Genomic DNA, 13768 nt, shown 5'->3' on the forward strand with positions numbered 1-13768 from the left:
CATGCCAGATAGCAAAGTTACCAGGCTGTTCATTGTTTTAGGGATGCATCGGAGCGGCACTAGTGCCATCACGCGCGGCTTGTCCGTGCTGGGCGTCGACCTCGGCGACCGCTTGCTTCCGGCGGTGGAGGGCAATAATGCTAAGGGTTTCTGGGAAGATATCGATCTGAATGCCCTCAATATCGAGATGCTGAAATTCCTCGGGCGCGACTGGTCGCACCTGGCGATGATCAGGCCGGCGGAGATCGACAGCTTGCGCCAGCAGGAGTTCTTCCTGCGCGCTGTTGAGCTGGTGCGCAAGAAGATCGGCGGCGCACGCCATTTTGGCTTCAAGGATCCCCGTGTCGCCACCTTGCTGCCGTTTTGGCGCGCGGTGTTTGCCCACTGTGGCTTTGAAGTCAGCTATGTCTTTGCTATGCGCAACCCTTTAAGCGTTGTGCGTTCGCTGGGCAAGCGCGATGGCATTGAAAGCGAACAGAGCTATCTGTTGTGGCTGGCCCATGTCGTGTCCGGCCTCAGTCATAGCACGGGTAGCCCTTGCGTGGTGGTCGATTACGATCGCCTGATGCAGGCACCGGAAGCCGAACTCGCGCGCCTGGCGCGCGCGCTGAAGCTGGAAGTTGATGCCGCGGCCCTGCAACTCTACAAAGAGGATTTCCTGGATGAGAATTTGCGGCACACGCAGTATGTTGCCGAAGATTTGCTGATCGACCCGGCTTGTCCGCAACTGGTACATGAAGTCTATCTGGCCTTGCTTGAAGTTGCCGCCGACCGCCTGACGCTGCAAGATACCGCGCTGCAAACGAAAATCCGCTTGTGGTTCCAGCGATATGAACAGCTGCAGCCCTCTTTGCGCCTTAATGATAAATTACTGGACCAGAAAGCTGCGGCACTGGCCCATAGCTTGCAGCAGGAAGCGCGCATGCGCCAGCTGCAACAGGCGAGCGACGAGCGTTTTGCCGCGCAAGACGCGGCATTGAATGAGCGTGAAGTACGGCTGGCGGCCTTCGATCAGCACCTCAAATCGCTGGATGCGGAAATTGTCGAGCTTCGGCAGGCGCTGGCCGCGCGCGACGGGCAAGTTGCCCAGGCGACGCAGCTCACCGCAGAGCATAGCGACCGAGCCGACGAGATGGCTGCCCTGGTGGCGCTACGCAGCGAAGAGTTGCTGGCGGCGAATGCCGCCGCCGTTGAACGCGACCGCCTGATCGAGGGCTTGCGTGCCGCGCACGCTGACTGTGAGCAGCGTCTGGCGATATTGCATGCAGCGCAGGACGAGCGCGAGACACAATTGAACCAATTGCGTGCCACATTGGCCCAGCGCGAGTCCGATTTGGGCGACCTGCGCACCGCGTTAGCCGCACGCGACACTCAGCTGGAGGCGTTGCGCATCGCAGCGGGTGAACGCGAGCACGCGCTGGAGCAGGCGCGCACTGCCTTGGGTGAAGGGGCGGTTCAACTAGCCGCCACGCGCACGGCCTCGGCCGAATGCCGGGCACAGCTCGAGGCTACCGCCCGCGAAATGGCGCAGTGCGACGAAGCATTGAGCCACAGCAAGGCTGAGCTGGCAAAACTGCAGGACGCCGTAGTCGAGCGGGAACGCCAGATCGCAAGCCTGCGTCAAACCGTACAGTCACTGCTCAGCTCGACCAGTTGGCGTGTGAGTGCGCCGGTGCGCTGGCTGGGCAGCGTGGCGCGCGTCCTCGGCCGGTCTTGAGCGGCCAGACGTTATGCCAAACCCAGCTTCAATAGTCGTGCGACGCAGTCATCGAGGGTGAGCTGGCCGCTATCAAGCGTGATATGGGGAGCCAGCGGCGCCTCATAAGGACTGCCGATTCCTGACATGTTCGGCAGTTGGCCTGCGCGCGCTTTCTTGTACAGGCCCTTGGGATCGCGTCCTTCACACACCTCGAGAGGCGCGTTCATGTAGACTTCCACGAAGTTTGCTTCGCCGATCAGCGCGCGCGCCATTTCACGCTCTTGCCGGAATGGCGAGATGAAGGCCGTAATGACGACCAGCCCGGCATCGAGCATAAGCCTGGCTACTTCAGCGACACGACGGATATTCTCAACCCGGTCGGCATCGGTGAAGCCGAGGTCGCGGTTCAGGCCTTGCCGCACATTGTCGCCATCGAGCAGGTAGGTGCGCTTACCCTCCGCATGCAATGCCATCTCCAGCGCATTGGCAACAGTTGATTTGCCGGAACCGGACAGGCCGGTCAGCCAGATCACCTTCGCCGCGTGGCCATTCAGTTTTTCGCGGGCCGCCCGGTTGATCGACAATGCCTGTTTGTGCACGTTTTGGGCACGCCGCAAATTGTGCTGCACTATGCCGATTGCCACGGTGGCGTTGGTGTAGCGGTCGATCAGGATAAAGCTGCCAAGCGGTTTCGATTTCTCGTAATTGTCGAAGACCAGGGGTTTGCTCAGCGCGAGCGTACAGACCGTGATGCTATTGAGCGTCAAATGCTTGCTGGCATGATGCGCAAGCGTATTGACGTCGATCTCATGTTTGATCTTGGTGATGGATGCGGCGGCATCCTGGGTCGCAAGCTTGATCTGGTAGCTGCGGCCGACCAGGCCGGGTTCGGCATCGGTCCAGATCAGGGTCGCTTCCAGCTGGTCGGTCAACTCCAGCGGCATCTTGGCGAGCGACAGGATGTCGCCACGCGAAGCGTCGATCTCGGAGGCCAGCCGCAGGGTAACTGCATCGCCGTGCACGGCGCGCTGGAGCGAGCCATCCATGGTGACGATTTCGGCAATGCTGCTGGTCTGGCCCGATGCGCTGACGCGAATTTCATCGCCGACACTGAACGCGCCCTGCGCTACCGTCCCACTGAAGCCACGGAACGCAGAGTCCGGGCGGTTGACCCACTGCACCGGGAAAACCGGAGCGCTGCCGACCGGCTCAGCCTGCCTTACGGTTTCCAGGCAGCCCAACAGGGTTGGACCGAAATACCACGGCATGTTTAGCGAACGCTGACCCAGGTTATCGCCCTTGAGGGCGCTGAGCGGAATGGCGGTCACGGAGGAAAACTTGAAAGTGGCGGCGAACGCGGCGAATTCCTCGTGGATCTTGGTATAGGCTGCGGCGGAGTATGCCACCAGGTCCATCTTGTTGATGGCCAGCACGACGTGGCGCACTCCCATCAGCGAAGCAAGGAATGCGTGGCGCCGGGTCTGCGTCTGCATGCCGTTGCGGGCGTCCACCAGTAACACGGCAACGTCGGCTGTTGAGGCTGCAGTGACCATATTGCGCGTATATTGCTGATGGCCGGGCGTATCGGCAATGATGAAGCGGCGCAGGGTGGTGCCAAAGAAGCGGTACGCGATGTCGATCGTAATGCCTTGCTCGCGTTCTGCGGCCAGGCCATCGACCAGCAGCGCAAAGTCAATCTCGCCACCCTGCGTGCCATACTTCTTCGATTCTTTCTGCAACGCGTCCAGTTGGTCGTCGAATAGTTGCTGCGACTCCCACAGCAAGCGTCCGATCAGCGTGCTCTTGCCGTCGTCGACACTGCCGCAGGTGATCACGCGCAGCAAATCCTGGCTGTCCTGCTGCCGCTGCAGCGTCTCCAGCGAGGCTAGGGAGGCGGGCCCGCGCAGGGGCTGGCTCGGCGCCGGCGAGGTCTTTTTGGAGCGAGGCATTAAAAGTATCCTTCTTGTTTCTTTTTTTCCATGCTGGCGGCAGCATCGTTGTCGATCGCCCGGCCCTGTCGCTCAGAGTTGCGGGCCTGTGCCAGTTCCATGATTATTTCCGGCAAGGAATTGGCTGTCGATTCGATTGCGCCGGTGAGAGGGTAGCAACCGAGGGTGCGAAACCGGACTGTCTTCTTGAAGATCTGTTCCTCCGGACCGATCGGCATACGGGCGTCATCCACCATGAGCCACATGCCGTCGCGCCGGACCACCGGGCGCTCTTTGGCGAAGTACAAGGGAACCACGGCGATGCCCTCCTGGTGGATGTACTGCCAGATATCGAGTTCAGTCCAGTTTGACAAAGGGAAGACGCGCACGCTTTCGCCTTTGTTGCGACGGGTGTTGTACAGGTTCCAGGGTTCGGGGCGCTGGTTTTTCGGATCCCAGCGATGGCTGGCCGAGCGGAAGGAAAAGATACGTTCCTTGGCGCGCGACTTTTCTTCATCGCGGCGCGCGCCGCCAAACACCACGTCAAACTGGTGCTGGTCGAGTGCCTGCTTAAGGCCGATGGTCTTGGTGATGTCGGTATGCAGGCTAGAGCCATGGTCGAAAGGATTGATATTCTTTTCGATCGCCTCTGGATTAGTGTGGACCAGGATTTCCATGCCGCTCTCACGCACCATTGCATCACGGAAGTCATACATTTCCTGGAACTTCCAGCGCGTGTCGACATGCAGCAGCGGGAACGGCGGCTGGGAAGGATAGAATGCCTTGCGCGCGAGGTGCAGCATGACTGAACTGTCTTTGCCAAGGGAATAGAGCATGCAGGGATTGCCGCCGGCCGCGACTGCTTCCCGCAGGATTTCGATGCTCTCTGCTTCGAGCCGCTTCAGGTGCGGCGATATGCCTAGCACGGGACCGCGGCTGACATTTGGCGGCGCCGCCCTATAGCTGAGCAAGCTGAACTGGATCTCCTTACTGGAACATAAGTCCCGGCAGAAGCCGGCCAGACGGCCGTGTGGGAACAGGGCCAGCGGTTTGCCGATATGCGTTTGAAGCCTGGCCAAGCCACTTGCCACCAACGCCGCATCAACGTCCGCCGTCGCTAATGGCAACCAATAGCGGGCGCCGCGTGCATCGTTCAAGTGCAAGCAGGCCTGATTGCCAGGCAGCTTGCCTAACTGGGCGAAAACGATCAGAGTGCGCTTGCTGCGTGCCTGGCGGATGTCCCAGTCCAGCACGGATGGGGTGGGCTGCCGCCCATGCTCGTCCCGCAGCGCCGATGCCTCAAGCGCCTCAGGCAGCAGATCCAGTCTGTGCAGCAGCCGCTCTGCGGTGCGCTTGCTGTCGGCCATGCCTAGCTCCTGCAAGTGCAGGTAGGCGCTTTCAGTATCCCAAGGGCCAGCGCGATCCAGGTTGAACAAGGCGGAAGGGGGCAATGTCATGCATTCCTCGTTGTGTCGCAATTTGTATTTGACTTGGTTTTTATTTGTAATTCTTGTGATTGATGATAGCATGCTCAAAACAAAATCACGAATGATGCATAATGCGACAAGAGCTGGGCAAGGAACTGGTGGCGGCTGTGATCGCCCTGGCACAAGATGCGGGGGAGGCCATCATGGAGGTTTACCGGGCCGGCGAAGTGAGCTGGACCGTCAAGGGAGACGCCAGCCCGGTTTGCGCGGCCGACTTGCGAGCGCATGAGGTGCTTATCGCTGGGCTGACCGCACTGACGCCTGGCATGCCCATCGTGTCGGAAGAAGGGGGGCAAGCAGTCGCCGTGCGGCAGATCGGCGGTCAGTTCTGGCTGCTCGATCCGCTCGACGGGACTAAGGAATTCATTTCACGCAACGATGAATTCACCGTCAATGTCGCCTTGGTCGAGGATGGTTGCCCGGTGTTCGGCGTGGTTGTCGCACCGGCGCTGGGCCAGACTTTCTGGGGCGCGCGCGGCATGGGCGCCTGCCGCATTGACGCCGGCGGCGTCCGCTCGATCCGGACCGTGCCGCCGGGCGCGGGGCCACTGCGGGTGGTGGCCAGCAAGAGCCACATGAACGAAGCGACGCAGGCGTTCATTGCCCGCCTCGGCGCCTGCACGCTGGTACAGGCCGGCAGCTCGCTGAAAATTTGCCGGGTTGCCGAAGGTGCGGCTGATCTTTACCCGCGACTGGGGCCGACCTGTGAATGGGACACAGCGGCAGCCCATGCCGTACTAGAGGCGGCGGGCGGAGTGCTGTGCACCGAGTCGGGGCAGGCACTGCGTTATGGCAAGCCCGAGGTCTTGAATCCGTTCTTTATCGCATCGGCACCGAGCGGCTATCCACCAAAGGAGATTTGAACATGGAAAAGCAACAGATCCACATCCGTTTCAACAACCGCAACGATAACGATAACCCTTTGCCGTGGCGTGTCTTGACCAAGTGCGACGAAGTGGACGGCGTGCTCCAGTTCACGCAGCAATTTGCGGCGGAAGTCCGCTTCCATGCGCCGGTCGTCACCTCAGAAGACCAAGTGGAGGCTGGCGTTTTCAAATGGCACATCCGTTCCAGCGGCTACGTATCCTGGTGTGGGGATGTGTGCTATGTAAGCGAGCGGGAAGACTTCACACCTGGGTAAGCAGGATTCCCGAAACAATCAGAGAAGCTCCTATCCAAAAGCGCGGCTGCAGGTGCTCGCCGAACAGTTGGCGGCTGCCTAGGGGAACGAGTAGATAGGCTCCAGCCGCAAACGGAACCAATTGCGAGATGGGGAGGGTTTGGAGTGCCAAGACGACCAGACCTACCGACAACAATTGAAGGCCGCCCGCTACAACAAAGCAGGTCAGCCGCCTGATTGGTTTGCCTGGTATTGCTGCCCCCTTCATGCATAACTGCGAGATGCTGCTGCAGGTAAGCGAGGCTAGGCACAATCCGAGTTCCGCCGGGCTCATCGCTGCGCTACTCCGCGGCTGGTCAGTAACACCCCCAAGAGGATGAGTACGATCCCGACAGCATAGCTTGCGCTGAGCAATTCAGCGAAGCACCAGGCGCCTACCAGCGGCGTGATGACATAGATCAATGCTGTCCAGGGATAGGCCACTGCCAGCGGTAGCTGGCGCAGCGTCAGCAGCCAGCAGCAAATGCCGCCGGCAGAACAGGTCACGGCGGTCCATAGCCATGGATTGCGAATGAACCCCGGCAGCGCGCCGACATGGACTACTGAATGCAGGGCGGCGAACTTAAGGAAGACCTGAGACGCGGTCATGCATAGGATCATTCCTGCTAGGGAGGCGACCTTCTTCATCGCTTGGCGACGATAATGCTCTGGCCGCAAGCGATGTCTCTTAGCAGGGGAATGCGTTCGACCAACGGTTCGGCTGCCCGAAGGAACTTGGCAAAGGGATCTGGGCAGAAGAATGGCACCAGGTTCAGCAAGCGACAGCTACGCACGGTCAGGCCAGCTGCGCCCAACCAGGCACCGATCAAGCGGGGACGGAACGAGCGTTCTTCATGCTCGATGTGGTAGCGCGAGAAGCGCTCTAGCAGCTTGAGTACTGGATTATTGCCGTTGGGCTCTAGCACAACCACCGTGCCTTCGAATGTTGCCAGGCCGGCCAAGGCGCGCGCCGGATCGGGCAGGTGGTGCAACACCCCCCTGATCACGATGCAGTCGAATTGGCCAGGACTGAGGTATTGGTCCAGATCATAAATATTGCCAACTTCGAAGCTAACTGTGCCGGCCACGCCCAAGGCGTGAGCGCGGGTGCGGGCTGCCTCGATCGCGACAGCGGCCGGATCCAGTCCGATCACTTGGCGCACGCCAAGGCCAGCGAATTCGACTGTGTAGGCACCGTCTCCGCAACCGAGGTCGAGCACGGATGCATCCTGGAAGTCAAAGGATTCGGCAATGCTACGGCTAATCCGGCCATTGGCGAGCCGGGCAGACAGGCGCTCGCCAGTGTAGGCGTAGGAGCCTTGTTTGCGAACGTCTTCGTCAAAGCGGCGGACATTTTGCTTGAAATCAGACTGGGTCATTTCGAGGGTTCAGGTTTGTAGCCAACAGCGAGCATATTACCTACGTTCATGGCGATTTGGCGATCCGCCAGACCGCTGCGTTCGAGCAGGCGAAGGAGTAACCGCTTGGCGCTGGCAGGCAAAGGGGTGAGCCGCAGCCAATAGCGTAAGGGATAGGCGTTGCGGATGGGCTTGAGTGCGATGTGCTCGAAGCCTGTGCGCGCAAGGAGCTCATGCAGTGCTCGGGGACTGAAAAGCTGCAGGTGCTCGACGTCGATAATTGGCGAACGCGGGCCGAGCAGGCGATTCAGCGGGGCGCGCCAATTGTGCACCACGACCGCAATTGCTCCCCCGGGTTCCAGCAGGCCATGCGCGGTGGAGACGAATTCACCCGGGTCGCGAAGGTGTTCGAGAGTCATGAACGATGTGATCAGGGAGAGGGTCTCGCCTTCCAGCATTGCCGCCGAGAACATGCCTTCCCGCAGCAGTGGTCGTGCTGCTGGCGGAGCGGCCTCGATTGCCGCGCGCGATGGCTCGATCCCGATCACCGGAAAAAAACCTTGCTCCTGGAGGAAGGGGAGCAGTGGTCCGGTACCGGCGCCGACGTCGACTGCGGCATTGCGGCGTGCTAGTCCCGGCAGGTGGACCCGCAGGGCGTCGGCATAGGTTTGGGCTGCTGCCAACGCTTCGGGGCCGGAATCGAAATCCGCGTCGGAATAGGCTGCATGGAGGAAATCCTCGGCAGGGGGGGGCGGCGCATAGACCAGGTCGCAGTCTTTGCAGCGTACCAAGCGAAGGCACATGAATTCCGGTGGCTTGCGCGATGCGTAAGTCAACGCGCCGACGCGTGCCGGATCAATACGCTCATCGGTGAAATGCGCATAGCTGCGGCCGAGGCAGACGGGGCATGGGCGCTCGCTGCTCACACCTGTCCCCGTGGGTCGGCCGGACGAATTGCGCCGCGCACAATCAGGTTGCGGCGAATAAAGGCTGGTCGAGCCTTGGTTTCCTCGAAGATCTTGCCAATGTACTCCCCCAGCAAGCCGATGCCGAGCAGGGTGAAAGAACCAAAGAACATGACCAACAGCGACAGGAAAGTAACACCCCTCGGGACGGAATCGGCTTCGAATAGCCGCACAAAAATGGTAAAGATTGCCAGCAGAACCGTGCCAAAGCTTGCGATGCCGCCCACCGCGGTGAGCAGGTGAAGGGGCATGCGCGAGAAGGAGAATATGCCTTTCTTAGCCCAGCCGATATTCTTGATCCAGTTGTTAGTGCTGACGCCAAACATGCGTTCTGGCCGCACGTAGTCCACACCTTCCTGGCGGAAGCCTACATAAGCGCGCAGCCCACGCAAAAAGGAGTCGCGCTCCTGGCACTGCAGTAGCCAGTACACGACGCTGCGATCGATCAAGGAAAAGTCGCCCGCATCCTTGGGCACCGGCACTTCACTCATGATTGCAAAGACGCGGTAGAAGGCCCGGTAACATGCCTCGATCAGTACCGGCATCTCTCGCTTGATGCGCCGACCATAAATGACGTCTGCTCCAGCGCGCCAGCGTTCGACGAACGCTTCGATCAGCTCTGGCGGATCCTGAAGATCGCCGTCCATTAGCACTACGGCTTCCTTGCTCGCCAATTCCATGCCGCTGCGAAAGGCTGCTTGCGAGCCGAAATTGCGCGAGTGGGTAATGCCGATCACATGAGGATCCTGGGCACTGATTTCGCGTATCGTTTCGGCCGAGTTGTCCGGTGAATTATCGTTGACGAAGATGATCTCGTAATCGAGTCCGAGGCGTTGGAATACCGCTACCAGCCTCTCGTGCATGATAGGAATCGCTTGGCCGTCACGATAACAGGCGATCACGGCGGATATGGAGTTCTTTTCCTGGCGTGATTGAGTCCGCTTAGTCAGCCGTTCAAATTCCGCATGGACGAGATGGGCCTGCCACCAAGCGCGCGTTTGTTGCAGGCCAGCCGCGAGGCTGGTCTTGGGAGACCAGCCGAGCAGGTGTTTTGCCTTTCCAATATCGGCAAACCAGTTGTCGGTATCCCATGCGCGGCCCGCGGCGGGATTGAATCGCGGTTCAGCGGCGAGACCAAAAGACTGGATCGCAATGTCGGCCAATGCTGCAAGTGTAGTTGGCTGGCCACTGCCTATGTTGATGGATTCGCCAGCGATGTCGGGACTCATCATCTGGGCGGCATCGGCAAAGGCTTCGATCACGTCGTCAACGTGCACGAAGTCGCGGCTTACCTCGGCGCGGGCCAGCATCGGCAGTTCACCTTTCAAGCTGGCTTCGCACAAGGCAGGAATCAATCGCGAGCTATCCTCAAATGGGCCGTAAACAGCGTACAGGCGCAGGTTGGCAACCGGAATGCCGCGCACTTTGCCAAAGTAGGCAATGGCAGCGCTCGCCGCAACCTTGCTGACTGCATAATGGCTGTTTGGCAGTAAAGTAGCGTCTTCCACAGGGCCTGCTGAATTGAGGCCATATTCGGACGAACTGCCGGCATGGATAAATGCCGCCAGCTTCAAGTCGGCAACTTCTTCCATCAAGCGGATAAAACTGAGATAGTTCGTAGCATGGACGCGCTCAAAGTCCTGCTCGAAGGAATAGGCGCCAAAGGACGAGCAATCAAAAATGGTCTTGGGGGCGACGCGGTGCAGCACCGACCGGACGCTGACCGGATCCTGTAGATTCAGGAATGCGACATGGGTCGATGAAATGCCGTCGAGGCGCCAGGTATCGCCGGCGAAAACAGTGCCGATAACGTCACTGCGTACAGCCAGCAGGCGGCGCAGTAAGTTGGCCCCAATGAAACCGCTGGCGCCGAGTACCAACACTGGGCCGGCGAGGCTTTTAAGCTTGTCTTCTAAGTTCATTTTCCCTCAGTGACCATATTGCGGATGGAAACCGCATCGAGCCCGCACTGCTTGCGGTGAAAAGCCTGGGAGCCGAAGCGGCCGCCGGGGTAACCGAGTGCCGGTCGGTGAACGAAGCGCCCGGCCGTTAGGCCACGCTTTGCTAGTTCAAAGGCCAGGTGCATGCCAAGACCTCCGTGGGCAACGTGTTCTTCCAGGACGTACAGCGGACCGCGTCTTATTTGGTCCAGGAAACTGGCTGGTATGGCGGCGCCATTGAACTCGCACACCGCCCAAACCGATGGCCTGGCGTCGATGTCGAGACCTGCCAAGGCATGCCATGCAAGCCCAGCCATCGGTCCCAGCGCTGCCAACGCGCCGCTGTTGCCAGGTAGGACTTCGCGCCAAGGGGCATACCCGGGCACGCTCTCGCCGGCCGGCCTGACGTCATAACCAAGTCGAAGGTAGGTAGGCATTTCCAAATGGGCGAGAAGGACCGAAAGGTCGTCGTCGAAAGCCGGAGCCAGGACGCGCACACCTAGGGCGTTCATCGCGGCGCAGTCTTCCAAGGCGTGATGGGTAGGCCCCATATGGCCATATGCATATCCGCCGCCGTTGCCGACTAGACAAACGGGTAGCTTGCCCAGGCACAGGTCGTTGCGGATCTGCTCGAAAGGCCGCGCGTAGCAGAATGGCGCAATACTGTAAACGATAACGCGCAGCTCTTCTCGCGCGAGCCCCGCCGCCACGCCAACCATGTTTTGTTCCGCCACACCGGCATTGACAAAACGATTGCCAAACGCAGTCTGGACCTCTTCCAGAGCCATGAAGCCTAGATCGCCAGTCAGGAAGAACCAGTCCTCGCGATTGCACTGAGTTAAGACGGCTTCTGCAAACGCTTTCCTCATCGGCGACCCTCCTGTTCCACGGCGTTTCGCGCTACATAATAATTGGCATCTGACAGGGGCAGGTAGTGGGACTCAAGCTGATCCGCAAAATGCAGGCCGTGACCTTTGACTGTCTGGAGGGTTAGCACTCTCGGAGCACCAGCGACGGGTGAACTGAGTGCTTCGCAAATTGCATCCGGATCGTGGCCATTGACGTGCTGCACGCTGGCGCCGAACGCAGACAAACGCGGCGTCAGGTCCTCGCAGGAAATCACGTCGGCAGTACGGCCGAATCCTTGGAGCCCATTCTGGTCAATCAGTATGGTCAGGTTATCAAGGCGCTGATGGACGGCAAAATTGAGCGCCTCCCAGCAGCTTCCTTCCTGCCACTCGCCATCAGAACACAGGCAATAGATGTGGTGAGCAAGACCTCTATGGCGTGCCGCGAGCGCGAGACCGGCAGCGAGCGAGGGACCGTGACCGAGGGACCCGGTTGAAAACATCAGTCCTGGAATGCCGGCACCGCTGGGGTGACCCGGGAGTAAAGAATCATCGCGGGCGAAGCTTTCCAGTTCAGCATCCGAGAGTTGGCCCAGGCTCCACTGTGTGACGTAGAGGGCGCCCGCAGAGTGCCCTTTGGAGAGGATAAATCGGTCGCATGGTCTCATCACTTGATGGTGCAGGGTCATCAGCGCTTCGATACACGAGAAGTTGCCTCCGATATGCCCGCTGTTCGCATCTCGGTGAAGTTGGAGGAGCCGCAATTTGGTCTTGCGCAGGAGGTCGCGGAAGTGCGGATCAGGCTTGCCCATCATTCAGTATCTTTCGATTTGAAAATTCTATACGCCGCATTTCCAGCAAACGGCACTGGCAAATAATTCTGCGCTATATATTGTTGAATCAATGGATGTGTATTTTTAAAGCGCAGATCGTCGCGCCCATCGAGTGGCAGATCAATTACGAGGGCAAAGCCAGGCTCGGCCGCCTTGATGCGCTCGATCTCTTTTTCCTCAAAGGCGGCCGGGCGCGGAAGGATTGCATAAATTTCCCACATAGGCGACTTGCGCTCCAGTAAGGCATATGCACCAGGCCAGACCGGCGTTGCAATAAATGTTTTGCCACCTTGAGCGTATTGCCGGCTCAGCTCTCGCAACAGAGCCACATCGTGGGCGGTACTAGAATCCACTTCAAGGTCTTTCCCAGAAACCTCAATAGTGACGCACTGGGTACTCGCGTGGCATTGCCAACCGGGGTGGTATACGTGCATGACCCAAAAGCTGGCGCTAACCAGTGTTAGGGCAAGCGGCCATTTGACCTGGCTTCGCGCTGAGGAGAAGAGCAGCATGCATCCCACCAGCAGTGGGAAAATGCCCTGGGCCAAGTGGCCTATATCCGCACGTGAGAATGCAAAATGCGCGTACGGTAAAGCAAGAAACGCCGATGCCACGAATGCTGGCGCGACAGGTTTCGCCTTGACCTTGCAGTAGGTGACCCAAGCAATCGCTGCAATCGCATAGATCAGAACAGCCATGAAGAAAAGACCGACCAGGACGCTTCGAGCAGTTTCGCCGGCCGGGGCTCCAGTGAAGTCAACCAACCATGGCCAAGGAACAGGCAAGGGTAAATTGGTCGACTTTGTTTCCAGTAAAAAGCGAATACTTTCCCAAAATGCCTTGGAAAAACCCGGGACAACTAGAATCATCAATATGACAGGGAGAAAACCGACTACAACCCCGCCTGCCCAGAGCAGGCTAGCCTGGACGAGGCCTGAACCAGAGCGACTGTTGATTGAAAACCAGGCAAAGACTCCAAGGCAAGCAATAGCGCCATACATGCCGTGGTTGCGGCCAAATATCGCCGCTACGCCCACGCAAACGCCTGCGATAAAATAGCGACGAGCAGTAGGATTCTTGATGAGGTAAGTAAGTGCGCCAATCAAGAATAGCGAAATCGAGATATCGAAAAGCTTATGGCGCGGAAACATCCAAACCATGAAAGTGGCTGCTGCTATCAGCCAAAGTATGAATTCAGTCCGTGGCTTGTTATGCTCAGAGCTTGTAATTAACAGCATTCCCACGAATAACCCGTAGGCCTGGAAGACTGCTACTGCAGCGCGTAGACTCATGATGCCGGCGTCGCCGAAAATGCTCATAATCGTCGCGGACCAGTAATACCTTCCTGGGTCGTAGGCCAGGAAATCGCGAATCGGGATTTCGTTATTGAGTACACGCTGTGCGCCGTACCAGAGATATCCTTCATCCCACAGATTTAGTCCCTTATTGCCTTGCCACATGAAAGAAAGAAAGACAGCTAAACAGGAAATTGCCAGTGTCTTGAGGACGATATAGTCATTCTTTCTTATGACGTCGTGCATGCGGGCATCA

The 13768-nt window shown here is 58.9% G+C and carries 12 protein-coding genes; 3 read left to right on the top strand and 9 right to left on the bottom strand.

The window, feature by feature from the left end; all coding sequences use genetic code 11:
* Positions 1-43 precede the first annotated feature (43 nt).
* Positions 44-1717, top strand: a complete 1674-nt coding sequence (locus ACN9MU_RS05680; protein WP_426323686.1) for a hypothetical protein — start codon at positions 44-46, stop codon at positions 1715-1717.
* An 11-nt stretch (positions 1718-1728) separates the two neighbouring features.
* Here ACN9MU_RS05680 and cysN read toward each other — a convergent pair whose 3' ends face one another.
* Positions 1729-3648 carry a sulfate adenylyltransferase subunit CysN gene (gene cysN, locus ACN9MU_RS05685; RefSeq protein WP_426321012.1) on the bottom strand — a complete coding sequence of 640 codons (1920 nt, stop codon included), beginning with the start codon at positions 3646-3648 and terminating at the stop codon, positions 1729-1731.
* Positions 3648-4544, bottom strand: coding sequence for a sulfate adenylyltransferase subunit CysD (gene cysD, locus ACN9MU_RS05690; RefSeq protein WP_426323688.1), 897 nt, complete (start codon positions 4542-4544; stop codon positions 3648-3650). The genes cysN and cysD overlap by 1 nt, the downstream gene beginning before the upstream one ends.
* A gap of 641 nt (positions 4545-5185) precedes the next feature.
* On the opposite strand from cysD, the gene cysQ reads away from it, so the two are divergent.
* Complete coding sequence (gene cysQ, locus ACN9MU_RS05695; RefSeq protein WP_426321014.1) at positions 5186-5977, top strand: 3'(2'),5'-bisphosphate nucleotidase CysQ; 792 nt, start codon at positions 5186-5188, stop codon at positions 5975-5977.
* A 2-nt stretch (positions 5978-5979) separates the two neighbouring features.
* Complete coding sequence (locus ACN9MU_RS05700; RefSeq protein WP_426321016.1) at positions 5980-6255, top strand: hypothetical protein; 276 nt, start codon at positions 5980-5982, stop codon at positions 6253-6255.
* 309 nt (positions 6256-6564) lie between these two features.
* Here the strand turns inward: ACN9MU_RS05700 and ACN9MU_RS05705 are convergent, their stop codons facing one another.
* Genes ACN9MU_RS05705 through ACN9MU_RS05735 form a run of 7 tightly spaced genes read right to left on the bottom strand, consistent with a single transcriptional unit; the run spans position 6565 to position 13758 of the window.
* Positions 6565-6921 carry a hypothetical protein gene (locus tag ACN9MU_RS05705; RefSeq protein WP_426321018.1) on the bottom strand — a complete coding sequence of 119 codons (357 nt, stop codon included), beginning with the start codon at positions 6919-6921 and terminating at the stop codon, positions 6565-6567.
* A complete protein-coding gene (locus tag ACN9MU_RS05710) occupies positions 6918-7652 on the bottom strand; it encodes a class I SAM-dependent methyltransferase (protein ID WP_426321020.1) in 735 nt (244 codons plus the stop codon). Before ACN9MU_RS05710 ends, ACN9MU_RS05705 begins: the two co-directional genes overlap by 4 nt.
* Positions 7649-8557 (bottom strand): class I SAM-dependent methyltransferase, encoded by a 909-nt coding sequence (locus ACN9MU_RS05715; RefSeq protein ID WP_426344286.1) that lies wholly within the window; start codon positions 8555-8557, stop codon positions 7649-7651. The genes ACN9MU_RS05710 and ACN9MU_RS05715 overlap by 4 nt, the downstream gene beginning before the upstream one ends.
* Positions 8554-10518: an NAD-dependent epimerase/dehydratase family protein gene (locus ACN9MU_RS05720; protein WP_426321024.1), complete on the bottom strand. Its 1965-nt coding sequence runs from the start codon at positions 10516-10518 to the stop codon at positions 8554-8556. Before ACN9MU_RS05720 ends, ACN9MU_RS05715 begins: the two co-directional genes overlap by 4 nt.
* Entirely contained in the window at positions 10515-11405 is an 891-nt protein-coding gene (locus ACN9MU_RS05725; RefSeq protein WP_426321026.1) for a transketolase family protein, read from the bottom strand. The genes ACN9MU_RS05720 and ACN9MU_RS05725 overlap by 4 nt, the downstream gene beginning before the upstream one ends.
* Positions 11402-12199 carry a 1-deoxy-D-xylulose-5-phosphate synthase N-terminal domain-containing protein gene (locus ACN9MU_RS05730; RefSeq protein ID WP_426321028.1) on the bottom strand — a complete coding sequence of 266 codons (798 nt, stop codon included), beginning with the start codon at positions 12197-12199 and terminating at the stop codon, positions 11402-11404. Before ACN9MU_RS05730 ends, ACN9MU_RS05725 begins: the two co-directional genes overlap by 4 nt.
* Positions 12196-13758 (bottom strand): hypothetical protein, encoded by a 1563-nt coding sequence (locus ACN9MU_RS05735; protein ID WP_426321030.1) that lies wholly within the window; start codon positions 13756-13758, stop codon positions 12196-12198. The genes ACN9MU_RS05730 and ACN9MU_RS05735 overlap by 4 nt, the downstream gene beginning before the upstream one ends.
* Positions 13759-13768 lie beyond the last annotated feature (10 nt).

Origin of the sequence: Pseudoduganella sp. R-32, from assembly GCF_049913245.1 — a bacterium.
Lineage (GTDB): Bacteria > Pseudomonadota > Gammaproteobacteria > Burkholderiales > Burkholderiaceae_D > Rugamonas.